The sequence below is a fragment of the Nocardia grenadensis NBRC 108939 genome (genome assembly GCF_001613445.1).
GTDB classification, from domain to species: Bacteria; Actinomycetota; Actinomycetes; order Mycobacteriales; family Mycobacteriaceae; genus Nocardia; species Nocardia grenadensis.
This window is the reverse complement of sequence record NZ_BDCJ01000013.1, coordinates 226,374-250,379: the sequence shown is the minus strand read 5'-3', so window position 1 is coordinate 250,379 and position 24,006 is coordinate 226,374. Positions and strand designations below refer to the sequence as shown.

Genomic DNA, 24,006 nt, shown 5'->3' with positions numbered 1-24,006 from the left:
GGCCGGTCACGGCGCGCTCCGGGTGCGGAACAGCAACAGGGCGAAGGCGGGCACGCCGATGAGGGCCGTGACGACGCCGACCGGTACCTCCTGCGGCGCGAACACGGTCCGGGCGAGCGCGTCGACCCAGACCAGCAAGATCGCGCCCAGGACCGCGGTCACCGGGATCAACCGGCTGTGCCGGGGCCCGACGAGGAACCGCGCGGCGTGCGGTAGCACCAGGCCGATGAAACCGATCGCCCCGGCCGCGCTGACCAGGACCGCCGTGATCAGTGCGGTGATCACGAGCAGGATCGGCCGGGTCCGGCCGACCGCGACGCCCAGGGTCGCGGCGGTCGACGAGCCGAAGGTGAACGCGTCCAGCGCGGAGGCATACCACCCGCATAATGCCAGCCCGGCGGCGCAGACGGCCGCGGTCGTGCCCACATCGGTCCAGCCGGCGCCCGCCAGCGAACCCAGCAGCCAGAACAGGATGCCGCGGGTCCGTTCGGCATCGGCCGAGGACAGAACGATGAACGAGGTGAGCGCGGAGAACAGCTGGGTTCCGGCGACCCCGGCCAGCACCACCTTCGCGGTGCCACCCCCGGCTCCCGCGGCCAGCACCAGCACCAGCCCGAACGAGACGAGTGCGCCGAGGAAAGCGCCGGTGGACAACGAGATCAGGCCGCCGCCCACACCGAGGACCGCCACCAGTACCGCACCCGTCGAGGCGCCGGAGGAGATCCCGAGCACGAACGGATCGGCGAGCGGATTACGCAACAGCGACTGCATGACGACTCCGCATACCGCCAGACCTGCCCCGCAGATCGCGGCCAGCAGGGTCCGGGGCAGCCGCAACTGCCAGACGATGCCTTCGCGGATAGGCGAGACGGCCGCGGTACCGGCACCGAGTTTCTCGAACAGCACGGCGTAGACCTCGCCGACCGACAGCTCGGCCGGACCGATCGTGATGGTGAAGGCCATCGAGACGACCAGCACGACCACCCCGGACACCACCAGCGCCACCGTCGCGGGAGCGCGGGCGAGCCGGACCGTGGTGCTCGGTGCCGCCGACCTCACGAACCGTAACCCCACCGCGCCAGGGCGTCGGCGACCTTCTCGATCCCGTCGACCGTCCGGATCGAGGGGTTCAGATCGGCGCCATTGACCACGATGTAGCGCCGCTCGCGGACCGCGGTCAGCTTCGCCGTCACCGGATTCGATTCCAAGAACGCGATCTTGCTGTCCAGTGCGTCCCCGGCGAGGCTGCGCCGGCTCAGGTCGGCCAGGACCAGGGCGGTCGGGTCGCGGTCGAGGACGGTTTCCCAGCTGACCTGCGGCCATTCGTCGGTGGTGTCGTCGAATACGTTGTTCGCGCCGACCGCGTCGGTGATGATCCCGGACGAACCGCAACAGCCGGCCACGTACGGCGTGGCGGTATCGGCGAACCAGTAGGCCAGCGAGACCCGATCCGCCGCGATCCGACCGGACGCGGCAGCGTAGCGGTCGCGGAGGTCGGTGACCAGCCGCTCACCCCGGTCCGGGACATCGAAGATCGCGGCCAGGTCGCGGATCTCCCCGTACACCGAATCCATGGTCAGCGGTGCGGTACGGGCGCCGTCGGCATTGACGCTGATATCGGTTTTGCCGGCGCAATCGGTCGGTGAGAGGTAGGTGGGTACGCCCAGCTCGGTGAACTGCTGCCGGTCGGCCACGCCACCGGGACCGAGGGTGCCGCCGAAGGAGGCGGCCACGAAATCCGGTTCCTTGTCCAGGACCACTTCGAAGGAGGGGCGATTGTCGGCCAGCCGCGGCACGCGCGTGTTGTCGGCGGCCAGGTTCTCTCGTACCGGATCGGTCCAGGTGGCGGTGCCGACCATCCGATCGGCCAGACCGAGCGACAGCAGGATTTCCGCCGACCCCTGATTGAGCGCGACCGCCCGCTGCGGCGGTGCCGCCACGGTGACCTCGACGCCGCAGTTATCGATTGTCAGCGGATAGCCGGCGATGGACCCGGCGGCCGGACCGCCCGAATCGGGTGTACCGGCACATGCGGCCAGCAGGAGGGTGGATACCACGGCGGTGACCGCCAGGGAAAAGGACCGCGTCACGGCGTGGACTCCTTGCGTCTGGGCCTGTGCGCGAGGCCGGGAACCGAGCTCGGCGGATGAGTGATCGGACTTCACCCGCGGGTGTCACCGTTGCGCGCCAGTCCCGGATTTCCACCGGGTTCCCTCATCACGTCGTGACCGCAGAGCGGCCATCGCCCATGCTATCCGACAGGGAACTGGACGTTCGACCGGTTCGAATCGGCCGCAGGCGAATGCGACGGCGATTTTCTGCCAGCGCGCACGCCATGCCCTCACCGATGCTCATAGGGCACGAACGGAAATCACGAAAGGAACGACATGTCGGAGAAGATCGTGGTGGTCACCGGAGCGACCCGCGGGCTCGGACGCGCCACCGCGACGGCATTCGCCCGCGCGGGTTACCGGGTGATCGTCACCGGGCGCCGCGCGCCGGCGGTGAACGCCGTGGTGGACGAACTGCGGTCGGCGGGGTCGGCGGCCGAGGGCGAAATCCTCGACGTGTGCTCAGCGGACAGCGCGCGGTGCCTGCGTGATTCCCTCGGCGAACGGTACGACCACATCGATGTGCTGGTGAACAATGCCGGCATCCTGCCCGAGGCCACCGCCACCGGCACGGTGAACTTCGCCCACCCCGGCGCGTTCACCGAGACTTTGATGACCAACACCTTCGGCCCCGCCAATGTGATCGAAGCGCTGCTGCCGCTGGTACGCCGCGCACCGGCCGGGCGGATCGTCAACATCTCCAGCGAGATGGGCTCGCTCACCGAGCAGCGGAACCCGGAGTCGGCGTACTACTCGATGGTGGTCCCGGGCTACCAGGCGTCGAAGGCGGCACTGAACAGCATCACGGTAGGCCTGGCGAAATCGCTCGCCGATACCGCCGTCCGGGTGATCTCGGTATGCCCCGGTTTCGTCGCGACCGAACTGGCACCCGCGGCGGCCGACGCGCCGACGACGCCGGAACAGGCCGCCCAGGTCGTCCTCGCGGCGGCGGAATCGCCGCAGGTGTGCACCGACGGCTCCTTCGTCGGTGCGCAGGGGGCCATCGCCTGGTAGGAGGTGCCGGTCGCCGCCGATCCGCCGCTCCGGTTCCGGGCCCGCGTACGTGCCGCCCCGATCCGGGGCCCCGGTGTGGCGCGGACCGTTCAGCGCTGTGCGCGGCCGGTGACCGCGGCGGCGGCCGTGATCCCCGCGGCGGCATACCGCACGAAGGCCGCGGTCTCGTCGCGATACCGGGTCCAGTCGTCCACCGCCACACCGAGATAGCCGTCCCGCGCGCGGTGCAGCAGCGCGGCGTGCGGGGCCGGCGCCCGGGCGGCGATGCGCTGGGCAGCTTCGGCTTTGGAGACCACCGCCCCGGTCTCCGCGGTGACCCACATCCGGGCCAGCGTCAGGACAGTATTGCGCTCGTCACCGTCCACGCCCGCGATCAATGTGGGCAGGCTCGCCGTGATCGCGCGAACCAGATCCTCCGGCGGTACCGGATCCAGTAACCGACCGGCGGGCGGTCCGGCCAACGCCACGGACGAATCGCGAACCATACCGAGCAGTATCGCCAGATCCGGGTCGGGCGCCGGCGGCGGGACCGCGCCGTGCTCGAACTCCGTCCGCAACCATTCGCCGTACACGAACTCGCCGCGCGGCGGGAAGCGCCACGGTACGACGGCGTCGCGGGCCACCACGGTCAGTTCCACCGGTCTGGCCCCGCCTGTGCGTGGCCACCGTCCCGACTGCCGGAGCAGTCCCTCGGACAGACGCGTACGCAGGTCGCCGTCGAGGGCGACGGCGGTGACCGCCAGGAAATCGAGGTCGCTGTCGTACTGCAGACCGCTGGTCACCGCCGACCCGTACAGGTACAGGCCGAGTAGATCGGCGCCGAACAGATCGGTGACGATTCGCGTGATCGGCCCGGTGTCCGCGCCGAGACCGGTAGGTGGTGTGGGCACGGATCCACGATAGGCGGCGAGGTGCCGACAGCGGCCGGGCACGAGCGGGGCCGGGAGGTATCACGCCGAAGACAGCGCCCGCGGTTCGGTTGCGGGTTCCCCTGAAAGGCCTCGTCGCAGTAAGCGAACTCGTGCGAAGGGAGGATCGGAGAATAGGGGTTGTCACGGAGGCGCCGGGCCCGGCAGGTGGTCTAGGTTCGAGTGGGGCTCCGGGTCGGGGTGGGTCGTCGAACAAATCGGAACAGCGAGGTCGTGGTATGGGTGCGGTTCGGACGGTCACCGGTGCCGGGCGAGAGCTGTCCGAACCCGAGAACCCGCGGCCGGTGCGCTGGTCGTGGCCCGCGCGGGTGGCGTTCCGGTTCGGCGTCGTCTACAGCGTGATCTTCTGCGTGATGATCGGGCAGATCCTGTTCGTCTTCACCGGGTTCACCCACCAGTTCCTGCCCGATACCGCACCGATGTGGCCACTGCTGGCGGCGGAGTCGGTGCTGAACTGGGTGGGACGGACGGTATTCGGCATCGACGTGCAGTTGCACCGGGACTCCGGCAGTGGCGACCAGGCGATCATCTGGGTGATGGTGTTCACCGCGCTGGTGGTGGCGGCCCTGGCGGCGACGCTGTGGTCGGTGCTCGACCGGCGGCGCCTCGCGTATCCGCGGGCGGGCGCGTGGTTCCTGATGCTCCTGCGGTGGTGCGTCGCCGGGCAGATGCTGTTCTACGGCATCGCCAAAGCGGTGCCGACCCAGATGCCGCCGCCCCCGTTCTCGGCGCTCGTCCAGCCCTACGGCCAGCTCACTCCGATGGCGGTGCTGTGGTTGCAGGTGGGTAGCGCGCCGGTGTACGAAATCCTGCTCGGGGTGGCGGAACTGCTCGGTGGTCTGCTGTTGCTGGTACCGCGCACGGCCACCCTCGGCGCGATGCTGAGTGTGGTGAGCATGGCGCAGGTGTTCGTGCTGAACATGACCTTCGATGTGCCGGTCAAGATCGTGTCGTTCCATCTGCTGGTCTTCTCGCTGCTCCTGCTCCTCCCACAGGCCCGCCGTTTCGCGGACTTCTTCCTGCTCGCCCGCCGTGCCGACCCCGCCGTGCAACCGCCGTTGTGCACCAGTCGGCGGGGCACGCGGATCGTGGGGTTCGCCGAGGCGGCGGTCGGCATCTGGCTGGTCGTCGGAGTGGCGGTACTCGGCTGGTCGAGCTGGCGGGATTACGGCGGCGGTGCGCCGAAGCCCGAGCTGTACGGGCTGTGGGAGGTCACCGAGTTCCGGATGGACGGCCGGCCGGTACCCCCGCTGCTCACCGACCCGGACCGCTGGCAGCGGCTGGTGATCGAGACCGAGGGTGCGGTGTCGTGGCAGCGGATGGACGGGGCATTGGTGACGGTGCCCGCCCAGGTCGACGCGACCGCGCACACCCTCACGGTCGCCGCCCCGGTCGGCGCCGATCCGGCGGGCATGCCGACCGCCGACTTCGCCTATACCCGTCCGGAACCCGGCGTCCTGCGCTTGGCCGGAGAACTGGACGGACGGCCGGTGACCGTCGAGCTACGAGCGGTGGATCCCGGTGCCTTCCCGCTGAACGGCCCGCGGTTCCACTGGGTGCAGGATTATCCCGCCCGGTAGGGCACAGCGGCCCCGCCTCAAGATCGGGGTGGAATGACCCCGGGCTGATCCGGGGCGCGCTGTCCGGGCACCGGCCCCGTGATACCGGGCTGACCGGCCGGATCCGAGAGCGGCGCCGCGGTCGGGCCCGGTGGCGCGGGCGGCTCCGGCTCGGCCGGATTCGCGGGAGCGGGCGGTTGTTCGGCAGCGGGCGGTGCCGGTGTGGTATCTCCGGGAGGAGGCTCCGCGGGGGGCGCCGAGCCGTCGGTCGGCTCCGGAACCTCGCGGGCCGGTGGCCGCGGGGGCCCGCCGTCGTTTCCGGGGGACGGCGCGGGGTCACCGTCCGGTGCCGCGGGGCCGTCCGGCGCGGAATCCGCCTCCGGCGCGGGACTTCCCGGCGCGGGAGCCGCCGGGGCCGAGTCGCTCTGTGGCGCCGGTTGATCGGCGGCGCCCCCGGACTCGGTGGCCTCGCCGCCGGGTGCGGTGGAATCCCCCACGGCCGGGGCCGAGTCCGCGCCGACCGCCGAATCGATCCGGTCGCGGGGTGCCGGCGGCGGACCGAGCGGGGGCAGCGGACCCGGGGCGGCCGGCGGTTCGGGCAGCGCGGGCACCGCGGTACCCGCCGCCAGATAGGCGGGTTTGTAGACCATATTCATGGTGAGGATCGCTTCTTGGCGCAGCACCTCCTGCACCATCTGCGCGTCGATCACCTTGGCCGCCTCCAGCAGCCGGGCCAGCGCGCCGACCGGGCCGGAATCACCGGGCGGAACCACCGCGATCTTCACCGCTTCCGCGGCCGCGGCCACCGCACCCAGGCGCAACCCCACCTGACCGAGCACACCGGCCAGTTCCTCCACCGAATCGGCGAAACCGCGGGTGCTGGCGAAGGCGGCGTCGGCGGCCTCCCCGTCCCATTCCATCGCGTTCATCACCCGGTCCGCGCCGGCGCGGGTCAGCGGCAGCGAGGTCTGCAAAGTGGTGGCGGCGTGCACCCAGGTGCCGGACATCCGCAGGATCTCAGCGGCATCGATCTGCTGGGTGGCCCGATAGATGTCCTCGTGGCGCATGGCCTCGAAATGCTCCATGGCGCTGATGTAATCGGGATCGGTCCCTGTCATGACGCCTCCTTCGAAGCGAGTACACGCGGTCCGCGGAGGCCGGAGCCGCGGCGGAGGTATCGCATCATCGGTCGAGCCTCGCTTCGAGGGCGCGTACCGCGGCGGCGTTCGCGGCGTCGGCCTCGTCGTAGAGCCCGCCGCTGACCAGGAACGCTTCCTTCATCCGATAGGCTGCTTCGATGTAGTGATCGAGCAGGGCGGCGGCGGCGCGAGCCTTGTGCCCGAACCCGGCCTGGAGCTGCTGGGCCGAGATCAGGCCGCCGAAACCATGCGGATCCGAGGCGTCTTCCAGGCGCTGTCGCAAGTAGATGAGCCGATCGGCTTGACGGTCGTAGAGTTCCGCGCAGCGGCGTGCCGCCTCCGGATCGAATTTGACCGTTCCCGCATGGGCTGCCTGGCGGAACCGGACGATCTCGGCGCGGCTTTCTTCGATCTTCATGACTGGCGTCCCCTCCGTCGGTCAGGCCCAGCGTAGCCGGAAGCGGTCGCCCGGGGCAGCCGGTCCGGTGCGATATCGGCTCAGCCGGGTATCCGCTTCTGGAGATGCGCGGCCAGTTGTTCGGGGGAGGCGGGCACCATGTGCACGTTCTCCTCGGCCTTGAGCAGATAGCGGCCGTCGTTCTCGACGTCGAGCCAGGTGTAGTGCAGTGGCGGCGGCGGATTCGGCCGGTCCAGATGGGGTTCGATCCGGATGTGGCCGTCGGCGGTATGTGGGGCGCACAGCAGTTTCCGGATCAGCGGTGCGGCGCGTTCTTCCTGGATGACGGTTTCGGTATCGCGGACCGCCGCGGCCGAGGCGGTGCGTGCCGGGTAGCGACCGGCGGGTGCTTTGGGCAGTAGGGCCGCCAGCCGGGCGCCGAGTTTCGTCCTGTGCCCGATCGAGAGCTGGACCGGTCCACCGAATTCGCGGGTGCGTCCGGGTGCCTGGACCGCCAGGACCGCGCGATCGTAGACGACGCAGCCCAGTACACGCAGTTCCCGGCCCCCGGGCGTACCGCCGATGGCGATCACCCGAGTCTGCGGTATGGCGAGAATGCGCAGGCAGGCGTCGAGATCAGGGTCGGGTGGGAACCGCTGGGCGAGTTCGGCGCGCAGGAGCCGGGCGTCGCGTTCGGTGCGCGGCGATTCGAGTACCCGCAGCGGATAGGGGATCCGGTCCAGGTCGGCGCGCCGCCATACATGCGCGAACTCGTCGGGGGTCAGGCTCCAACTCACGCGGAATCACATCCTCACCGAAACCTGCGCGGGCCCTCTCAGACTATCGGTTGTTCCGGGCTGCCCCGACCCCGGCTCGGCCGGGACCGTGACCCCGCGGCCGGACACAAAACCCGAATACCCGGTGGACGAGGTCGTTCTCGGGTTTACTCGTCGGCACGGACGACGATGTCCTGTTGTGGCAGACGGGGTTGGAGGTCGGTTCTTGCGGGTGCTCGGGACGGACGACACCGAGACTGAGATCGTGGCGCGGCGTGGTGCGGCCCGCCGGCCCTGCCTGCCGGGGGTACGACTACCGGGATGTGCGGCGGCCGGCGCCGCGGGCGCTTTCCGCCGTGGGAGCGGGCGATGGCGGGGGTGATCCGGGGCGCGGGCGAGCCGGTGGCGCCCGGTGAACCGCGGATCTGGGACGATGCCACCACCGCCGAGACCTTCCCCGGGGCCACCGCGCCGCTGACCTTCACCCTCGCCGCCGGAATCCACGGGCGGGTGTGCCGCGAATACGCGCGTTCGCTCGGTGTCCCGGCCGACCAGCTGGCGCAGTTGGACGCGTGGACGCCCTATCTGCTGGGTAGTTTCCACGGGCGGGTCTATCTCGATCTGCCGCACTGGTATCGGCTGGCGGCGATCGGGCCCGGCCACCGGTTGAATCGCCGCGGGCTGGAGGCGGCGCTGGGCGCGGCCGACCCGTTGCTCGCGGAGATCGCGGAAACCCTGCGACCCTTCACCTTCGAGTCGCGGGGGCGCCGGATCCGATCGCGGATCCGGACAACCGGGGCCTTCGTCCACTGGGCATTGCGGATGGAATCGATGATGCGGGAGTTCCGCACCGAGTTCGACCGCGTCTGTGACCGTTACGAGGCGATGGACTACGTGCACGGCGAGCACGCCTACGCGGAGTACCGGCGCCTGGACCGGGAGCTGATTCTGCTGTGGGGCCCGGTGACGGTGCTGGACGCCCTCGCGCTGATCCTCACCGGCGCCGTGGCCGCGCTGACGGATGCCTATCTGCCGGAGGCACCCGCGTCGTTCCGGTACATGGCACTGCGGCCGCCCGTGGACACCGGATCACCCGGCGCACCCGAGACCCCGGTCGCCGGGGAGCCGGTCGCCGGGGAGCCGGTCGTGACCGGAGCGGACCCGGTGGCCTATCTCGACCGGACCCTGGGCGGTCCGCGCCGATGGCTCTACGACCTGGTGCGGGTGCGGGCGGCGCGTTGTACCGCGCACCGGGAGACCATCCGGTCGAGCCGGGCCCGGGCGGCGGGTCTCATCGCGGCCATGATCCGGGTGATGGCCCGCGACCTCGCCGGACGCGCGCTTCTCGACGATTCCGCCGATATCCGGTATCTCACCGCCGGCGAACTGCGCGACTGCTACGACCGGGTGCCGATACCGGATCTGCGGGCCCGGATCGCGGCACGAAAGGCGGCCCACGTCAGCGGCGAGCTCTCGGCTCCGGTACGTTTCAGTACCGAAGGACCGGATTTCTCGGATAGTGAACTGGCGGAACAGGGTTGGGTGCCACGCGCCCGGATCGCGGCCGCTCGCGAAGGTGATGTGCTCACCGGGACGGCGTCCGCCGCGGGTGTGGCCGAAGGGACCGCGGTGGTGGCGGACCGATCGGGCGCCCCCGCCCCCGGGGTGCTGGTCACCGAGGATGCCGATCCGCACTGGGTGGCGGCCCTGCCATCGGCGTCGGCCCTGGTGATCGAACACGGTGGCCCGCTCACCGTGGTAGCGACCGTCGCCCGGGCACTCGGTGTGCCCACGGTGGTACGGGTGCCGGGATGTACCGCGAAACTGCGGACCGGTATGCGCCTGCGGGTGGACGGATCCGCGGGCACGGTGACGGTGTTGTCCGGGGTGGGCCGGAGATGAGGTGGAACAGATGACCGATCCGCAGACCGCGCGACCTGCCGCGCCGCCACCACCGGACCCGCTGGCGGCGCTGCTGGCGGCGCTCACCCCGGCCGAGGACAAGGCCGGCGCCTACCGCAGCGATACCTATGTGCTCGAATGCGTAGATCAGCTGCGGGGGCTGCGGATAGACCCCGCCGCGTTCGCGTCCCGCCATTCGCTGCTGCTGCTGACGCCCGGCGCCATCGTCTCCCGGGCGGTGGAGCCCACGTTGAAATGGCTGTCCGGTAACGGCTTCCGGGTGGTCGACGCGGCCGCCGTGCCGTTGAACCGGCATCTGGTGCGCGCCCTGTGGCGCTACAGCTGGAATACCGCTTCGCCGGAGCGGCGCCGGCTCACCGATCTGCTGGCCGGGATATCCGAAGCGCTGCTGTTGGTCGTCACCGGACCCGACGGGGAGTTCCCGGCCCCGGTGCGGCTGGCCGAAGGCGCCGGTCCCGACGATCCGACGCTGCGGCGCCCGGGACAGCTGCACTATCTGCTCGGACAGCGCGGCACGATGCTCGATCCCGTGCACACTCCGGAAGACCCCGCCGATGTGGTGCGGGAACTGGCCGTCTTCTTCCCCGAGACCCGCCGGGCCGAGGTGATCTCCCGGGCCTACACCGGCGCCGACAGCGCCGAGACCGCCCGGACCCTCGCCGACGCCCTCTACGCCCGAACACCGTGCCGTTCCTTCGACACGACCGTCGCGCTCGATCGCATCCTGCGTGATCTCGATCGGGTGGGCGCTGCCGCGCCGGCGGATTTCGACGCCGGATCCCCCGACGCCTGCGCCGCGCTGCTGACCCGGGCTCTGGGGTCCGGACTGGATATCGACCCGTGGTCGGCGATCGTCCTGGGTGCCGAGGTGCTGCCGATGCGGGCCGGTACCGGGCCACGGACCCTGCGCCCGGTGACCGCGGCCGACTGGCGGACCGGCGCGCGCTGATCCCCCGGCGCGCGCCGACGAGCGTGTCAGCGGTAAGCGGCCACCTGCGAGAATTCGCGAATGCACATCGCGATCGGCCTGGTTGTCCTGGTGGCCTCGGCGGCGGCCGTGGCGGCGCTGGCGCGCCGGGCCGGTATCTCCGAGCCGCTCGCCCTGACCTTGGCCGGGGTCGCCGCGTCATATCTGCCGTTCGTCCCCGAGGTTCATCTGGAACCGGAGGTCGTGCTGCTCGGCTTGCTGCCGCCGTTGCTGTACACCGCGGCGATCCGCACCTCGCTGGTGGATTTCCGGGCCAATATCGGCGCGATCGCGCTGCTGTCGGTGGGGCTGGTCCTGTTCAGTACGTTCGCGGTGGCCGCGGTGGTCTGGTGGCTGCTGCCGGTGCCGTTCGCTGTGGCCGTGGCGCTGGGCGCGGTGGTGGCGCCGCCGGATGCCGTGGCCGCGACCGCGGTGGCGCGGCGGATCGGGATGCCGCGGCGGATCGTCTCCATCCTCGAAGCCGAGTCGCTGTTCAACGACGCGACCGCGCTGGTGGCGTTGCGGACCGCGATCGCGGCGTCGGCGGGAGCGGTATCGGTATGGAATGCCGGGGGCGATTTCCTGCTCGCCGCCGGTGGCGGCGCGGTGGTGGGGATCGCGGTCGCCTACGCGCTCGCACTGTTGCGGCGGCGGATCACCGACCCCGTCCTGGACACCACCCTGTCCTTCCTCGCGCCGTTCCTGGCCTATCTGCCGGCCGAGGAGATCCATGCCTCCGGGGTGATCGCCGTGGTCACCTGCGGGATGATCCTCGGGCACGGGGCGCCGGTGTGGCAGAGCGCGGCCTCGCGTACCGCCGAACGCATCAACTGGGGCACCGTGCAGTTCATCCTGGAGAGCGCGGTATTCCTCATCATCGGGCTGCAGGTGAACACGATCGTCCGGGATGCGTGGGCGAGCGGGCTGAATCACCGCACCCTGATCGTCACGGCGATCGCGGTCCTGCTGGCGGTGATCCTGGCGCGGCCGGTCTGGATCTTCGGCTATGCCCTGTTCCAACCGGTATTCGGGCGGTCGCCGGCGCCCGCGGCCCATTCGACCGTGGTCTCCTGGGCCGGGATGCGCGGGGTGGTGACCCTGGCCGCCGTGCTGCTGCTACCCGCGGACACTCCGCAGCTGCCGGTACTGAAACTGCTGGCCCTGGTCGTCGTCGCGGGCACTTTGCTGCTCCAGGGCACCTCGCTGTCGTGGCTGGTCCGCAGGTTGCGGCTGCGTGGGCCGAGCCGGGCCGAGGACGCGTTGCAGAAGGCGAATCTGCTGACCCAGGCCTCCAACGCGGGCCTCGCCACGCTGGACGCGGCGGTCGGTCCGGACACTCCGGAGGAGGTCGTGCACTCCCTACGTGACCGGGTCACCTGGCGGACCAACGCCGCCTGGGAGCGGCTGGGCCGGCCGGAATCCGAGCTGGCGACCCCCACCGCCGAATATCGCCGGTTGCGGTTGGAGATGTTGCGGGCCGAACGGGAGACGGTGCTGCGGGTCCGCGACTCGGGTGGGGTGGACTACGAGATCCTGCAGCACGTACTGGCCCGGCTGGACCTCGAGGAGTCCATGATCGACCGGTTCGACGAGGGCGACGAGGAGGAGCGGCAGGAGCCGCTGGCGGTTCCCGGCGGCGCGGCCGAGGACTGCGCGCATCTGCGGGCGGCCCCGCTGGTGTGCGATTCCGACAGGCCGGATGTGTGCGCGCAGTGTGTGGCGGAGGGTTTGACGTGGGTACACCTGCGCATGTGCCTGACTTGCGGGAATATCGGCTGCTGCGATTCCTCGCCGGGGAACCACGCGGCCCGGCACTACACATCGACCGATCATCCGGTCATGCGCAGTGTGGAGCCCGGCGAGGCGTGGCGGTGGTGCTACGTCGACGAACTTCTGGGCTGATCCGCACAGACCCGTATCGGCGTCGTGACCGGGCTACCGGAACCGTCCCGCGGCCGCCGTGCCCGGTGACGCGAACGGCGCCACCCGCCGGTTTCCGGGATCGCGTCGTGGCCTGTCACCGGGGTGACCAGGAGTGATCCCGGCAGCTGTCGGGAGAACCAGGGAGCGGGCGGACCGACTGCTGTCGGTGGCCTGCGGCAGTATGGGCGCCATGTCGACAGCACCGGGCAGCACCATGGGCGGGGCCGGCGAAGTCGCCGGCGAACTACGGGAGCACGCGGAGGCACTGCTACGGGAGCTCGCCGGGCCGGGCGCCCGCTTGCGGGAGGACCAGTGGACCGCGATCGAAGCGCTCGTGGTCGGTAAACGCCGGGCCCTGGTGGTGCAGCGCACCGGCTGGGGTAAATCGGCGGTCTACTTCATCGCGGCGAAACTGCTGCGCGCGCAGGGGCGCGGGCCCACCGTCATCGTCTCGCCCCTGTTGGCCCTGATGCGCAACCAGGTCGCTTCGGCCCAGCGGGCCGGAGTGGTCGCGGCCACCATCAACTCCGGCAATGTCACCGAATGGGATGAGATCCACCAGCAGGTGGCGACCGGTTCGGTGGATGTGCTGCTGGTCAGCCCCGAACGACTGAACAACCCCGATTTCCGGGATCAGGTGCTGCCCCGGCTGGCCGCCGACGCGGGGCTGGTGGTCATCGACGAAGCGCACTGCGTGTCCGACTGGGGCCACGATTTCCGTCCGGACTACCGCCGCATCCGCACACTGATCGCCGACCTCGGCGCCGACGTACCGGTTCTGGCCACCACCGCCACGGCCAACGACCGGGTGGTGACCGATGTGGCCGGGCAGATCGGCACCGACACCCTGGTCCTGCGCGGGGATCTCGACCGTGAGTCGCTGCACCTGTCGGTGGTCCGGTTCGACGACGCGGTGGAACGCACCACCTGGCTCGGCGATCAGCTGGACCGGCTGCCGGGTTCCGGGATCGTGTACACCCTGACCGTCGCCGGCGCCCACGACCTCGCCGATGTGCTGAACTCGCACGGCCACAAGGTCGCCGCCTACACCGGCCAGACGGACCCGACCGAACGGGAAGCGCTCGAGGCCGCGCTGTTGAACAACGAGGTCAAGGCTCTCATCGCCACGTCCGCGCTGGGTATGGGTTTCGACAAGCCCGATCTGGGTTTCGTGGTCCACGTGGGTGCGCCGTCCTCGCCGATCTCCTACTACCAGCAGGTCGGCCGTGCCGGACGCGCGACCGAACAAGCCGAGGTGGTGCTGCTGCCCGGTCCCGAAGACACCCGCATCTGGAGCTACTTCGCCTCGGTCGCCTTCCCCCGCGAACATGTGGTCCGGTCGGTCCTCGAAGCGCTGGACCTGGAGCGTCCACAGTCCACCGCCGCCCTGGAACCTCTCGTCGAACTGAACCGCTCCCGGCTCGACATGGTGCTGAAGGTGCTCGATGTGGACGGGGCGGTCCGCCGGGTGCGTGGCGGCTGGCTCGGCACCGGCGAGTCGTGGACCTACGACGCCGACCGGTACGAGCGACTCGATGCCGCCCGCACGGCCGAACAGCAGGCCATGCTCGACTACCAGCGAACCACCGGTTGCCGGATGGAATTCCTGCGCCGCCAGCTCGACGATCCGGCGCTGCTGGCCGCCGCGCCGGGTACGGGCGCCTGTGGCCGCTGCGACAACTGCACCGGCGAGTATCGCGAGACCACCGTCGATACCGCGGCGGTGGCCGCCACCCGGGCCCGGCTCGACCGGCCCGGTATCGATCTCGCGCCGCGTAAACAGTGGCCGACCGGGATGGCGAAACTGGGTGTGCCGCTGTCCGGCAAGATCGCCGAGGGTGCCGAGACCGGCCGGGTGCTGGGCCGGCTCAACTCGCTGGGCTGGGGCCGGCGACTGCGCCCGATCCTGGACGGTCCCGACGGTCCGGTGCCCGACGAGGTGGTCGACGCGTGCATTCCGGTGCTGCGCGAATGGGAGTGGGCCGTTCGGCCCACCGCGGTCCTGGCCCTGGAATCCGAGACGCATCCGGTCCTCACCGGGTCGCTGGCCGAACGCCTCGCCGGGATCGGCCGGCTGCGCAACCTGGGCACCCTGCGCATTCGTCCGGACCGGCCACCGGTATCCGCCGTCAACTCGGCCCACCGGGTCGCCGCACTGTACGACGGGTGGGAGGTCCCCGACCTCGGCGCGGCGGACGGTCCGATCCTGCTGGTGGACACCCTCACCGACACCGGCTGGACCTTCACCGTCGCGGCGTGGGCGCTACGCCGGGCGGGCGCCCCGGCGGTTCTCCCGTTCGCCCTGGCGACTCCGGCCTGACCGGCGCGTCCGGGACCGGGGCCGGCCGGGTTCGCCCCCGGACGGTGGGCACCCGGTCGAGCAGTGCGAACAGGCCGATCAGGACCATCGCCAGGACGACCACCAGCAGTGTGTTGATCATCGCCATCGGGTATCCCTGCCGGACGACGTCGAGGAACGGATACGGGTACCAGTCCGTCACCGCGCCGTGAGCGAAGGTGTAGCCGATCCAGACGACCGGCCAGGCCAACGCGGCGGCGATGGTGCGCCGGTCGATCCGGGGCCGGGGCCCGAACACCAGCCAGGCGGCCAGACCGGCCCAGGGGGCGAGGTAGTGGAAGCCGAGATTCGCCCACCACGCCGCGCCGGTGAGATGTACCTCGTCCGCCAGCACGAGGACGAAGACGAGGCCGGTGATCACGACCCCGAGCAGGGAGTCCAGCCGTAACACCCGCCAGAGGCGCCCGTCCCGTACGGGATTCAGAGCCAGTCCCGCCGAGGCGACCAGCAGGAACAGGTTGCTCTGGATGGTGAAATAGCTGAATAGTCGGACGAGTCCTGTTCCGATACCGGCGTCCGGTTCCGCGCGTCCCGAGTTCGTGTCCGGGCCGCCGGTGAACAGCAGTGTCAGTTGGGTGACCAATGCGGCCGCGATCACCAGGGCGATCGCGAGATGGCAGGCTCGGGCGGCGAAATCGGCCGCGGGGGCGCGGCCGGCCGGCCGGATATGCGCGTTCACACCGGTCCATCCTGCCGTCGCCGGCCGCGCCCGGACCGGCGACACGCGACAGCGGATGCGTATCCGGGTACGGGTACGGCAGGATCGATGCGGTGACCACATTGCCCGAGAAGGCCGACGCATTCCTCGCACTCCATCGCCCCGGAGACCCGGTGATCCTGCCCACGGTGTGGGACGCCTGGTCGGCGGATCTCGTCCAGCAGGCCGGCTTTCCGGCGCTCACGGTCGGCAGCCATCCGCTCGCCGATTCGCTCGGTAAATCCGATCACGAGGGTATGGCCTTCACCGATGTGCTGGGCCGCGTCCGGGAGATCACCTCCGCGGTGGACGTACCGGTCTCGGTCGATCTCGAATCCGGATACGGTGTCGAGCCGGCGGCGCTCATCGATGGGTTGTTGCGGGCCGGCGCGGTCGGCTTCAACCTCGAGGACACCGTACACAAGGAGGGCGGGCGGCTGCGCGAACCGCAGGAGCACGCCGATCTCGTGGGCCGGTTGCGGCAGGCGGCCGACGACAGCGGTGTGCACGTCGTCGTGAACGCCCGCACCGATCTGCTGCTCGCGCCATCCGGCGATCCGGCCGAACTCGTCGGCCCGGCGATCGAACGGCTGCGGCTGGCGGCCGCGGCCGGGGCCGATGTGCTGTATCCGGTCGGCCGCTACGGGCCGGAGGTGCTGGCCCGGCTGTGTGCCGAATTGCCGTTGCCCGTCAACGCGGTCACCGTGCCGGAGCAGGCGGACAAGGCCTATTTCGCGAAGGCCGGGGCGGCACGCGTGAGCTTCGGGCCGTTCCTGCAGGCCGCGCTCGCGGTGGAGGCGAAACGACTGCTGGAACCCTGGAAATGATCCTGCGGCGGTGACCGGCGCGGGGCCGGGACCGGTCAGGATTCCGGTACCGGCTCCTCGTCGAGCTCCACCTCGTCGCGGTCGGCCCATTCGATGAGCTGCCGCAGATCGAACACTGCGTCGTCGATGCCCGCGTGCAGATCGCCGAGGCGGCGGTACCGGGCGGGCACGGTGGCGACGGTGAAATCACGGGGGTGGATATCGTCGATCTCCGCCCAGCTCACCGGGGTGGAGACCGTGGCGGCGGGGTTGCCGCGCACCGAATACGCGGCGGCGATCGTGTGATCGCGCGCGTTCTGGTTGTAGTCGATGAACAGCCGGCCCGGATCGCGGTCGCGCCGCCACCAGGTCGTCGTCACATCGTCGGGAGCCCGGCGACGGACCTCTTCGGCGAAGGCCAGGGCGGCGCGGCGCACCTGCTGGAATCCGTGCTCCGGCGCGATCCGCACATAGACGTGCAATCCCTTGCCGCCCGAGGTCTTCGGCCAGCCGACCGCGCCGATCTCGTCGAGCACCTCGCGGACCACCCCGGCCACCCGCTGCACCCGTGACCAGGGACAGTCCGGCATGGGGTCGAGGTCGATCCGCCATTCGTCCGGACTCTCGGTATCGGCCCGGCGCGAATTCCACGGATGGAACTCGACCGTGGACATCTGCACCGCCCACACGACCTCCGCCAGTTCGCCGACACAGAGTTCATCGGCGTGCCGGCCGTAGCGCGGGAAGTACACCCGCACGGTCGATACCCAGTCCGGTGCGCCCGCGGGCAGCCGTTTCTGGTGCACTTTCCCGCCGGTCAATCCCTTCGGAAAGCGGTGCAGCATGCAGGGCCGATCCCGCAGCGCGTTGACGATCCCGTCGCCCACGCTCAGGTAGTACTGCACCAGATCGAGTTTGGTCACGCCGGACTCCGGGAAGTAGACCCGGTCGGGGTTGGAGATACGCACCTCGCGTTCTCCGACCGTCAATTCCACCGCCGCGCCCGCGCCGCCAGCCATGGTCCGACCTTAGCCGCCGCAACCGGTTCGGGGTCGGTTGTCCGGGGCGCGTCGGTCGCGCGGCCGCTCTGTGGGTACCGATATTCGGCTGCCGGCCGCCGCCGTGGTCCCGTTGCGGTGCTGCTCAGTGGACGACGGGCGCCACCCAGCGGCGCAAAGCGTCGATGGTGGTTTCCGGGGAGGTGTTGAAGCACAACCGTATGCCGGGCACGAGCTCGACGATGACGTTCACCAAGCGTTCGAACAGTAGCGTGTGCTCGGTCGCCATGCGTACGCCCGCGCCGATCATCGCCACCCCGAACGAGCGGCCCGCCGCGCATTCGCGTAATTTCGCCTCGGCCGCGTCCGGATCCGCGGGTACCCGTCAGGACACGAGGTCGAATCCGGCGTCACGCAGAGCCGTCTCGCCCGCGGCTATCCGTGCGGTGAGGGCCGCCGCGTCGATGTGCGGATGGCGGCCGTAGTCCACGGCTCCGGGATCGAGGCCGATCGACAGTACGGTCGTCCCGTCCGATTCCGGTCGTTCCATCGAGTGGTCCTCCGATCTGAGGTATACGAACTGGGGTTTCGCGGCGGGATCCCGCCGGCAAGTGCCCGGGCTCCGGCGGGAGGAAGTCGCGCAACTGGCGGGGCTCAGCGTCGATTACATCGTCCGGTTCGAGCAGGGCCGCGGCTCCAAACCTTCCGATCAGGTGCTCGGCGCTTTGACGCGGGCGCTGCGGTTGAGCGAATCCGACCGTGATCTGATTTTCCGGCTCGCCGGGTCCGAGCCGCCGGGGATCGGACGCATTCTCATGTCGGTCCGGCCGAGTGTTAGCCGGCTGCTGGACCGACTGGGTGGCCTGCCCGCGCTGGTGTTGTCCGCCAAATCCGATGTGCTGGCCTGGAACCCGTCGGCGGCTGCGCTGCTCGGCGACTGGTCCGCACAGCCCCCCGAGCAGCGAAACCTTGTCCGGCAGCGCTTTCTCGGGGTCGGACCGGACCGAGCGGTAGAGACAGGAGATCACACCGGGGCCGCAGACTGCGTCGGTTGTCTGCGTACGGCGCAGGCCAGATACCCACAGGATCCCAGTCTTGCCGGGCTGATCGACGAACTCCGCTCCGGCAGCGCACGGTTCGACGAGTTGTGGCGTAACGGGCGCTCCGGACGACTGCGTAGTCGCACCGCTTCCGTCGTCCATTCGGAGCTGGGAACCCTCACGCTGGACTGCGATGTGCTGTCGGCGCCGGAAGCGGATCAGACGGTCGTTGTCTACTCGGCCGGAACCGGCACCGCTACCGCCGCGGCTCTCGAACTGCTCCGCACCGACCCCACATGACCTGTCCCGGCCGGCGCGGCGCGTGGTATCGGGAACGTCGTACCGGGGAGCTCTGCTGCCGACGTGCCCAGCACGCTACCCGAGCGTCGTATCGATGGCCCGGCCCGGCTGCGTCGCGGGCGGCGGAGGCGGGCCGGCGCCCCAGGGTTCCGCGGCCGTCAGGCTGCCCAGCAGCGACAACGCGCGTTCGGACGGTGAACCGGGTTCCGCATCGGCGCCCGCCGTCGCCCGCAGGCTGGCGACCGTATCCGCGGCGATCGAGCCCCATTCGGGATACACATCGCGTGCCCGCGGGTCGAGGAAGACCATCCGCACCTGATCGATACCGGGGACCGAGCACGCGTTCACCGCGACCGCCAGCGGGTTGGCCGCCAGGACGTCGAGGCTGCGTCCCAGGACGAGGGCCGGCGTCCGCTCCCACAGATCCATGAGCCGCAGCAGTCCGGACGCCACGCGTTCGGGCCGCCGGGACCGCTTCGGCCGGGCCGGCGCCGGGCGAGCCAGCTCCCGCAGATGGGCCGTGCCTTCGTCGTCCAGCGCGAACACCCGGGCCAGGGCGCTGATCACCTGTTCCGACGGATGTTTGTCCCGGCCCAGCTCGAGCCGGATGTAATAGTCCGCGCTCACCCCCGCCAGTAACGCGATCTCCTCTCGCCGCAGACCGGCGACCCGCCGCTGCCCGCCGTCGGGCAGCCCGAAATCCTCCGGCCGGACCAGTTCACGACGGGCCCACAGGAACGCGCCCAGGCGGTTGTCCGAATGCATGTGTTCCAGGGTAGGTGCGGACCCGGCCCGGCCGGGTGGCCCTCCGACTACCAGGAAGTCCGCGACCTGGCAGCCCGCCCGGCTCGGGCCGAGGGTTGAGGGCATGACGAACAACGAGAATCCGAACGGACGGGTGGCAGTGGTTATCGGAGCTTCCAGCGGAATCGGCGCCGCGGTGCCACCGCGGCTGAATGTGGCCGAGTTGGTCCTGGTGCCCACGCAGCAGGGCTGATCTCTGCTCCCTGAAGGCCCCCGTTCCCGCGGCTGCGCGGCAACGGGGACCGAGGGGACGGGGTCAGCGCGCCGTGGCCGCGAGCGACCGCTCGGTGCCGCGATCCCGGCGTACCGCGGGTAGGAATCCGCCCACCCAGAGGGCGAGGGTGAAGTACACGATCTGTTCGGGTATCCGGAACCACAGCGGCGTGGCCGCTTCACCATTGAGCGGAATATCGTTCAGTGCGGCATGGATATTCGCCGGGATCATGATCACGAGCAGCGCCGCGAGACCCAGGCCGGCCCAGCGGCGGGTGGCGGCCACCACCAACCCCACGGCACCGGCCAGTTCCAGGACGCCGGTGGCGTAGACCGCGAAGTCCGCGAACGGGATGTAGGACGGGACCATGGCCGTCAGGTCATCGTGGCTGGGCATCACGGTGACCGAGTCGGGGATGAAATGCGCCAGTCCGGTCATGGTGAACAGGAATGCCAGCCCGTGCGCGGCGCTGACCCGCCAGGTGTCGAAGCGGCGGACGCCGATCCGGCCGAGTAGCCGCAGGACCAGCGTGGGGACCACGAACAGCATCAGGGTGTCGAACATGCGGTTCCTCCGAGGCGGGAGTCGGTTGTCCGGTCGCACGGCGCCGGGCAGATTCTTGTTGTTATCGACTGATAACAACAAGATAGTATGCATCGACTGATAACTAGTCAATATGTAGCTCCGCCGTGGTGCCCTGCAATCCTTCGGCGGCTTGTCGGCCCGCTGCTCTCCGGCGGTTGGACACCCGGTTCGCCGGACGGCGTAGTGGTCGGCGAACCTCGGATATGCGAGGGTGCGGGGCAGCGCGCGGTGTGGAACCGGACCGCCCGCACCCGCCGACCGGCCCGGAGGAGTGCGAATGACCTCTCGACCCGAACAGCCCACCGCGCCGTCACCGCCGGGCGAGCGACCCCGACCGGCTGCAGCCGCACAGCGGCCGCGGCCGGATGAGAACGATGCGCCGCTGCGGCCCGAGGGCGCAATCGCACAGGGACCGCGGGGCGACGATGCCGCCGGACGGAAGCCGGGGAGGCCGGGTGCCACGCGGTACCGGCAGCGGGAGTCGTGGCGCACCGCGCTCGCCGCGCTGCTCGCGGTCGTGATCACCCCGGTTGCGGTCGGTATCGCGGCCAACGGCGCGGCGACCGCCGGCCGATGGTGGGACACCACCGACCGTTGGCTCTCACCCGCGCAGTCGCTGCTCGGGGCGGCTTTGCTATTGATCGTCGCCGGACTGGCCGCGTACGAACCCGCGGCAGCGGTGATCGCCGGGCTGATCTGGGGCGCACTGCCGGCCGCCGTCCAGATCGCCGCGCCGGGACAGACCTATCGGCTGATCTCGTCGCTGCCCGGCCTGTCTGCCGACCTCTCCCGGGTGCTGCACACCTGGCTGTCGAGCGGGGTGATGCTGTTGGTCGGCGTCCTGCTGGCGGGGGCCGGGCTCGCCGTGGCGCTACGCCGACGCGGACTGCCCGGCTGAGACCCGCCGCCGATATCCCGCTGCACGTTCACCCGGGTGGTGGAGCGGGTGCGGGATCGTTGGTGCGCGTCGTCCGGACCGGCGTCGCGCCCGGACGGAGCACTGCGCGATTGTCCGCGCGCGATATCCGAACCGGCGCCGCGCCCGGTATCGGGCAACCGGAAACGCCCGCGCCGCTACCCGGGCGCATCCGCCGTTCGGTCCGGTGCCGCTACTCGACCTACCGGGGCAGGCCGGCACCGTGGATCGAGTCCGTGCTCATCCCGGTCTCAGCCCTTCACGCACAAAACCTGCCGCAGCGTCGCCACCACATCGACCAGGTCGCGCTGGGCGTCGATCACCTCGTCGATGTCCTTGTACGCGGCCGGGATCTCGTCCACCACACCCGCGTCCTTCCGTGACTCCACACCCTCGGTCTGGGCGATCAGATCCGCGACGCTGAACTGCCGCTTGGCCGCGTTACGACTCATCCGGCGGCCCGCGCCGTGGGACGCGGACTGGAACGAATCCGGATTACCCTTACCGCGCACCACATAGGACCGGGTGCCCATCGAGCCCGGAATGAGCGCCATATCGCCCGTTCCCGCCCGCACCGCGCCCTTCCTGGTCACCAGCATGGGCACGCCGTCGATCTTCTCCTCCGCCACATAGTTGTGGTGGCACGACACCGGCGTATCGAACAGCACTTCCCGGGTAGAGAACTGCTTGCGCACCGCCTCGCACACCAGTGCGAGCATGACGGCGCGGTTACGGGCCGCGTACTCCTGGGCCCAGGTCAGATCGTGTCGGTAGGCGGCCATTTCCGGGGTGTTCGCCAGGAATACCGCCAGGTCGCGGTCGACCAGGTTCTGGTTGTGCGGCAGCTTGCGCGCCACCGCCATATGCCGTTCGGCCAGCTCCTTGCCGATATTGCGGCTCCCCGAATGCAGCAGGATCCAGACCCGATCGTCCTGGTCCAGGCACACCTCGATGAAATGGTTGCCGCCGCCCAGCGAACCCATCTGCTTGTGCGCCTTGGACTCCCGCGACCCCACGGCATCGTCGAGGTCGCCGAACGCCGACCAGAACCGGTCCCAGCCGGTGCGCAGGGTCGCGGTGGCGACTCCGGATGGTCCGGGCGCCAGCTTGTTCACCGGCACCGGGTGCCGGTGCGCGGCGAAACCGACCGGCACCGCCGCCTCGATCGCCGATCGCAGGGCGCGCAGATCATCGGGGAGGTCGGCGGCGGTCAGATCGGTGCGCACGCTCTCCATCCCGCAACCGATGTCCACGCCCACCGCGGCCGGAGCGACGGCGTCACGCATGGCGATCACCGAACCGACCGTGGCGCCTTTCCCGAGGTGCACATCCGGCATGACCCGGACGCCGTGGACCCATTCCAACCGGGCGATATTGCGCAGCTGTTGCAGCGCCTGCGCCTCGATCTCGTGCTCGTGGGCCCACATCAACGTCCGTGCCCGGGTGCCGGACAGCTCGACGGGAAACATTGTCTCGTTCCTTCCCTCCGGGGCGGACCGATATCCGCCGCCGTAATTCCACGGTAGGCCGCCGGATACGAGGAGGCGATCGAATTTCCGGGGGGTGCCGGCAGGCTGTCCGGGGTCGTGGCGTGCGCCGACGGCAGCGGGAGCGAAGACGTCTCACGGAGGGGGTTCGCCCGGCCCGGCGGACAGGGCGGCCTCGATATCGGCGCACCACGGAATGGCGGCGCTGGCGCCCAGCACGGTGGTGGCCAGCGCCCCCGCGGCGCAGGCGAAACGCAATGCCGCGGCCGGGCCCCGCGACCAGCGGACGGCCAGGGCGCCGGCGAACGTGTCACCCGCGCCGGTGGTGTCGACGACATCGACCGCCGGTCCGGCGACGGTCGTCTCCACGCCGTCCGGCCCCCGGTGGCGCGCGCCGTCCGCGCCGAGCGTGACCACCAGGTGCGGCACCCGGTCGAGCGTGCCGCCCAGGTCCTCGGCCTCGCCCCGGTTCACCACCGCCACATCCACCCGGCTCCACAAACCCGCCGGAAGGCGTTGGGCCGGAGAGGGATTGAGTATCACAGTGGTGTCATTGTCCCGGGCGTGCCGCACCGCTTCCGCGATGGTCGGGACCGGGACCTCGAGCTGGCACAGCAGGATATCGGCCGCGGCGACGGCGGCGAGATCGCCGGCGCGCAGGCGGCGCAGCCCGGTATTGGCACCGCCTACCACGATGATCGAGTTCTCGCCACCGGCATCGACCACGATCGAGGCGACCCCGCTGGGGCCTTCGATCGTGCGCAACCCGGTGGTATCGACCCCGGACCCGGTCAGCACCGCGCGCAATCGCGGCGCGAACACATCGGTGCCGATCGCGCCGAGGAACATCACCTGCCCGCCCGCCCGGCTCGCCGCGATCGCCTGGTTGGCGCCCTTCCCGCCGGGCACCATCGTGAAGCCGCGGCCCAGGACCGTTTCGCCGGGTGCGGGCCGGTGATCGGTGGTGGTCACCAGATCCATGTTGATACTGCCGAGTACGGCGATCAGTGGGATGGTCACGGGGAAAACCTAGCGCGGTGAGTGCCGGTAGAACCGATTTTT

At 70.5% G+C, this 24,006-nt stretch carries 24 protein-coding genes and 1 riboswitch; of the genes, 10 read left to right on the top strand and 14 right to left on the bottom strand.

Annotated features, from left to right (window positions below; all coding sequences use genetic code 11):
* Nucleotides 1–6 precede the first annotated feature (6 nt).
* Both NGR01S_RS17180 and NGR01S_RS17175 read right to left on the bottom strand, forming a co-directional pair.
* Nucleotides 7–1,059 (bottom strand): FecCD family ABC transporter permease, encoded by a 1,053-nt coding sequence (locus NGR01S_RS17180; RefSeq protein WP_373861429.1) that lies wholly within the window; start codon nt 1,057–1,059, stop codon nt 7–9.
* Nucleotides 1,056–2,039 carry an ABC transporter substrate-binding protein gene (locus NGR01S_RS17175; protein WP_063038021.1) on the bottom strand — a complete coding sequence of 328 codons (984 nt, stop codon included), beginning with the start codon at nt 2,037–2,039 and terminating at the stop codon, nt 1,056–1,058. The genes NGR01S_RS17180 and NGR01S_RS17175 overlap by 4 nt, the downstream gene beginning before the upstream one ends.
* A 69-nt stretch (nt 2,040–2,108) precedes the next feature.
* Nucleotides 2,109–2,259, bottom strand: a riboswitch (cobalamin riboswitch).
* Between the two features lie 128 nt (nt 2,260–2,387).
* On the opposite strand from NGR01S_RS17175, the gene NGR01S_RS17170 reads away from it, so the two are divergent.
* Nucleotides 2,388–3,125 carry an SDR family NAD(P)-dependent oxidoreductase gene (locus NGR01S_RS17170; RefSeq protein ID WP_063037929.1) on the top strand — a complete coding sequence of 246 codons (738 nt, stop codon included), beginning with the start codon at nt 2,388–2,390 and terminating at the stop codon, nt 3,123–3,125.
* An 89-nt stretch (nt 3,126–3,214) separates the two neighbouring features.
* On the opposite strand, the gene NGR01S_RS17165 is transcribed toward NGR01S_RS17170, so the two are convergent.
* Nucleotides 3,215–4,015, bottom strand: a complete 801-nt coding sequence (locus NGR01S_RS17165; protein ID WP_169811926.1) for an aminoglycoside adenylyltransferase family protein — start codon at nt 4,013–4,015, stop codon at nt 3,215–3,217.
* A gap of 257 nt (nt 4,016–4,272) precedes the next feature.
* Here NGR01S_RS17165 and NGR01S_RS17160 point away from each other — a divergent pair, with 257 nt between their 5' ends.
* Nucleotides 4,273–5,634, top strand: a complete 1,362-nt coding sequence (locus NGR01S_RS17160; RefSeq protein ID WP_063037925.1) for a hypothetical protein — start codon at nt 4,273–4,275, stop codon at nt 5,632–5,634.
* Between the two features lie 17 nt (nt 5,635–5,651).
* Here the strand turns inward: NGR01S_RS17160 and NGR01S_RS17155 are convergent, their stop codons facing one another.
* The 3 genes from NGR01S_RS17155 to NGR01S_RS17145 form a co-directional block, all read right to left on the bottom strand.
* On the bottom strand, nt 5,652–6,731 hold the full coding sequence (locus NGR01S_RS17155; protein ID WP_063037923.1) for a hypothetical protein: 1,080 nt from the start codon (nt 6,729–6,731) through the stop codon (nt 5,652–5,654).
* A 64-nt stretch (nt 6,732–6,795) separates the two neighbouring features.
* Complete coding sequence (locus NGR01S_RS17150; RefSeq protein WP_063037921.1) at nt 6,796–7,170, bottom strand: hypothetical protein; 375 nt, start codon at nt 7,168–7,170, stop codon at nt 6,796–6,798.
* Nucleotides 7,171–7,250: 80 nt separating this feature from the next.
* A complete protein-coding gene (locus NGR01S_RS17145) occupies nt 7,251–7,946 on the bottom strand; it encodes an ESX secretion-associated protein EspG (RefSeq protein ID WP_063037920.1) in 696 nt (231 codons plus the stop codon).
* A 348-nt stretch (nt 7,947–8,294) separates the two neighbouring features.
* Here NGR01S_RS17145 and NGR01S_RS17140 point away from each other — a divergent pair, with 348 nt between their 5' ends.
* From NGR01S_RS17140 to NGR01S_RS17125, 4 genes are all read left to right on the top strand, one after another.
* Complete coding sequence (locus NGR01S_RS17140) at nt 8,295–9,827, top strand: PEP-utilizing enzyme (protein WP_063037918.1); 1,533 nt, start codon at nt 8,295–8,297, stop codon at nt 9,825–9,827.
* A 10-nt stretch (nt 9,828–9,837) separates the two neighbouring features.
* Nucleotides 9,838–10,797 carry a nucleoside-diphosphate kinase gene (locus NGR01S_RS17135; RefSeq protein WP_063038019.1) on the top strand — a complete coding sequence of 320 codons (960 nt, stop codon included), beginning with the start codon at nt 9,838–9,840 and terminating at the stop codon, nt 10,795–10,797.
* Nucleotides 10,798–10,857: 60 nt separating this feature from the next.
* Nucleotides 10,858–12,717, top strand: a complete 1,860-nt coding sequence (locus NGR01S_RS17130) for a Na+/H+ antiporter (protein ID WP_063037916.1) — start codon at nt 10,858–10,860, stop codon at nt 12,715–12,717.
* Nucleotides 12,718–12,928: 211 nt separating this feature from the next.
* Nucleotides 12,929–15,058 (top strand): RecQ family ATP-dependent DNA helicase, encoded by a 2,130-nt coding sequence (locus NGR01S_RS17125; RefSeq protein ID WP_245664637.1) that lies wholly within the window; start codon nt 12,929–12,931, stop codon nt 15,056–15,058.
* Here the strand turns inward: NGR01S_RS17125 and NGR01S_RS17120 are convergent.
* Nucleotides 14,982–15,776: a Pr6Pr family membrane protein gene (locus NGR01S_RS17120; protein WP_169811923.1), complete on the bottom strand. Its 795-nt coding sequence runs from the start codon at nt 15,774–15,776 to the stop codon at nt 14,982–14,984. The two genes, NGR01S_RS17125 and NGR01S_RS17120, sit on opposite strands and share 77 nt — an antisense overlap.
* Nucleotides 15,777–15,868: 92 nt before the next feature.
* Between NGR01S_RS17120 and NGR01S_RS17115 the strand changes: the two genes are divergently transcribed.
* On the top strand, nt 15,869–16,621 hold the full coding sequence (locus NGR01S_RS17115; RefSeq protein ID WP_063037912.1) for an isocitrate lyase/PEP mutase family protein: 753 nt from the start codon (nt 15,869–15,871) through the stop codon (nt 16,619–16,621).
* Between the two features lie 35 nt (nt 16,622–16,656).
* Here the strand turns inward: NGR01S_RS17115 and ligD are convergent, their stop codons facing one another.
* From ligD to NGR01S_RS31990, 3 genes are all read right to left on the bottom strand, one after another.
* Nucleotides 16,657–17,619, bottom strand: a complete 963-nt coding sequence (gene ligD, locus NGR01S_RS17110; RefSeq protein ID WP_063037911.1) for a non-homologous end-joining DNA ligase — start codon at nt 17,617–17,619, stop codon at nt 16,657–16,659.
* Nucleotides 17,620–17,743: 124 nt separating this feature from the next.
* On the bottom strand, nt 17,744–17,887 hold the full coding sequence (locus NGR01S_RS31995; protein ID WP_218020784.1) for a hypothetical protein: 144 nt from the start codon (nt 17,885–17,887) through the stop codon (nt 17,744–17,746).
* A 96-nt stretch (nt 17,888–17,983) separates the two neighbouring features.
* Nucleotides 17,984–18,148, bottom strand: coding sequence for a hypothetical protein (locus NGR01S_RS31990; RefSeq protein WP_218020783.1), 165 nt, complete (start codon nt 18,146–18,148; stop codon nt 17,984–17,986).
* Nucleotides 18,149–18,209: 61 nt separating this feature from the next.
* Between NGR01S_RS31990 and NGR01S_RS17100 the strand changes: the two genes are divergently transcribed.
* A complete protein-coding gene (locus NGR01S_RS17100; protein WP_063037909.1) occupies nt 18,210–18,938 on the top strand; it encodes a helix-turn-helix transcriptional regulator in 729 nt (242 codons plus the stop codon).
* Between the two features lie 75 nt (nt 18,939–19,013).
* On the opposite strand, the gene NGR01S_RS17095 is transcribed toward NGR01S_RS17100, so the two are convergent.
* Entirely contained in the window at nt 19,014–19,703 is a 690-nt protein-coding gene (locus NGR01S_RS17095; RefSeq protein ID WP_084481218.1) for a helix-turn-helix transcriptional regulator, read from the bottom strand.
* A gap of 103 nt (nt 19,704–19,806) precedes the next feature.
* Here NGR01S_RS17095 and NGR01S_RS32840 point away from each other — a divergent pair, with 103 nt between their 5' ends.
* Entirely contained in the window at nt 19,807–19,935 is a 129-nt protein-coding gene (locus tag NGR01S_RS32840) for a hypothetical protein (protein WP_281179762.1), read from the top strand.
* 63 nt (nt 19,936–19,998) lie between these two features.
* Here NGR01S_RS32840 and NGR01S_RS17090 read toward each other — a convergent pair whose 3' ends face one another.
* A complete protein-coding gene (locus NGR01S_RS17090) occupies nt 19,999–20,520 on the bottom strand; it encodes a DoxX family protein (RefSeq protein WP_063037907.1) in 522 nt (173 codons plus the stop codon).
* A 298-nt stretch (nt 20,521–20,818) separates the two neighbouring features.
* Between NGR01S_RS17090 and NGR01S_RS17085 the strand changes: the two genes are divergently transcribed.
* Nucleotides 20,819–21,439, top strand: a complete 621-nt coding sequence (locus NGR01S_RS17085; protein ID WP_063037905.1) for a hypothetical protein — start codon at nt 20,819–20,821, stop codon at nt 21,437–21,439.
* A 269-nt stretch (nt 21,440–21,708) separates the two neighbouring features.
* On the opposite strand, the gene NGR01S_RS17080 is transcribed toward NGR01S_RS17085, so the two are convergent.
* The gene (locus NGR01S_RS17080) at nt 21,709–22,926 is read right to left on the bottom strand and encodes an RtcB family protein (RefSeq protein WP_063037903.1); all 1,218 of its coding nucleotides are present in this window, start codon (nt 22,924–22,926) and stop codon (nt 21,709–21,711) included.
* A gap of 153 nt (nt 22,927–23,079) precedes the next feature.
* Complete coding sequence (locus tag NGR01S_RS17075; RefSeq protein ID WP_084481216.1) at nt 23,080–23,964, bottom strand: ribokinase; 885 nt, start codon at nt 23,962–23,964, stop codon at nt 23,080–23,082.
* Nucleotides 23,965–24,006 lie beyond the last annotated feature (42 nt).

Bases quoted from the DNA above. Each gene is read 5' to 3' on its own strand.
- NGR01S_RS17170 (WP_063037929.1), top strand. From the start codon at position 2,388: ATGTCGGAGAAGATCGTGGTGGTCACCGGAGCGACCCGCGGGCTCGGA.
- NGR01S_RS17160 (WP_063037925.1), top strand. From the start codon at position 4,273: ATGGGTGCGGTTCGGACGGTCACCGGTGCCGGGCGAGAGCTGTCCGAA.
- NGR01S_RS17155 (WP_063037923.1), bottom strand. From the start codon at position 6,731: ATGACAGGGACCGATCCCGATTACATCAGCGCCATGGAGCATTTCGAG.
- NGR01S_RS17150 (WP_063037921.1), bottom strand. From the start codon at position 7,170: ATGAAGATCGAAGAAAGCCGCGCCGAGATCGTCCGGTTCCGCCAGGCA.
- NGR01S_RS17140 (WP_063037918.1), top strand. From the start codon at position 8,295: ATGGCGGGGGTGATCCGGGGCGCGGGCGAGCCGGTGGCGCCCGGTGAA.
- NGR01S_RS17135 (WP_063038019.1), top strand. From the start codon at position 9,838: ATGACCGATCCGCAGACCGCGCGACCTGCCGCGCCGCCACCACCGGAC.
- NGR01S_RS17130 (WP_063037916.1), top strand. From the start codon at position 10,858: ATGCACATCGCGATCGGCCTGGTTGTCCTGGTGGCCTCGGCGGCGGCC.
- NGR01S_RS17125 (WP_245664637.1), top strand. From the start codon at position 12,929: ATGTCGACAGCACCGGGCAGCACCATGGGCGGGGCCGGCGAAGTCGCC.
- ligD (WP_063037911.1), bottom strand. From the start codon at position 17,619: ATGGCTGGCGGCGCGGGCGCGGCGGTGGAATTGACGGTCGGAGAACGC.
- NGR01S_RS31995 (WP_218020784.1), bottom strand. From the start codon at position 17,887: ATGGCGACCGAGCACACGCTACTGTTCGAACGCTTGGTGAACGTCATC.
- NGR01S_RS31990 (WP_218020783.1), bottom strand. From the start codon at position 18,148: ATGGAACGACCGGAATCGGACGGGACGACCGTACTGTCGATCGGCCTC.
- NGR01S_RS17095 (WP_084481218.1), bottom strand. From the start codon at position 19,703: ATGCATTCGGACAACCGCCTGGGCGCGTTCCTGTGGGCCCGTCGTGAA.
- NGR01S_RS32840 (WP_281179762.1), top strand. From the start codon at position 19,807: ATGACGAACAACGAGAATCCGAACGGACGGGTGGCAGTGGTTATCGGA.
- NGR01S_RS17090 (WP_063037907.1), bottom strand. From the start codon at position 20,520: ATGTTCGACACCCTGATGCTGTTCGTGGTCCCCACGCTGGTCCTGCGG.
- NGR01S_RS17085 (WP_063037905.1), top strand. From the start codon at position 20,819: ATGACCTCTCGACCCGAACAGCCCACCGCGCCGTCACCGCCGGGCGAG.
- NGR01S_RS17080 (WP_063037903.1), bottom strand. From the start codon at position 22,926: ATGTTTCCCGTCGAGCTGTCCGGCACCCGGGCACGGACGTTGATGTGG.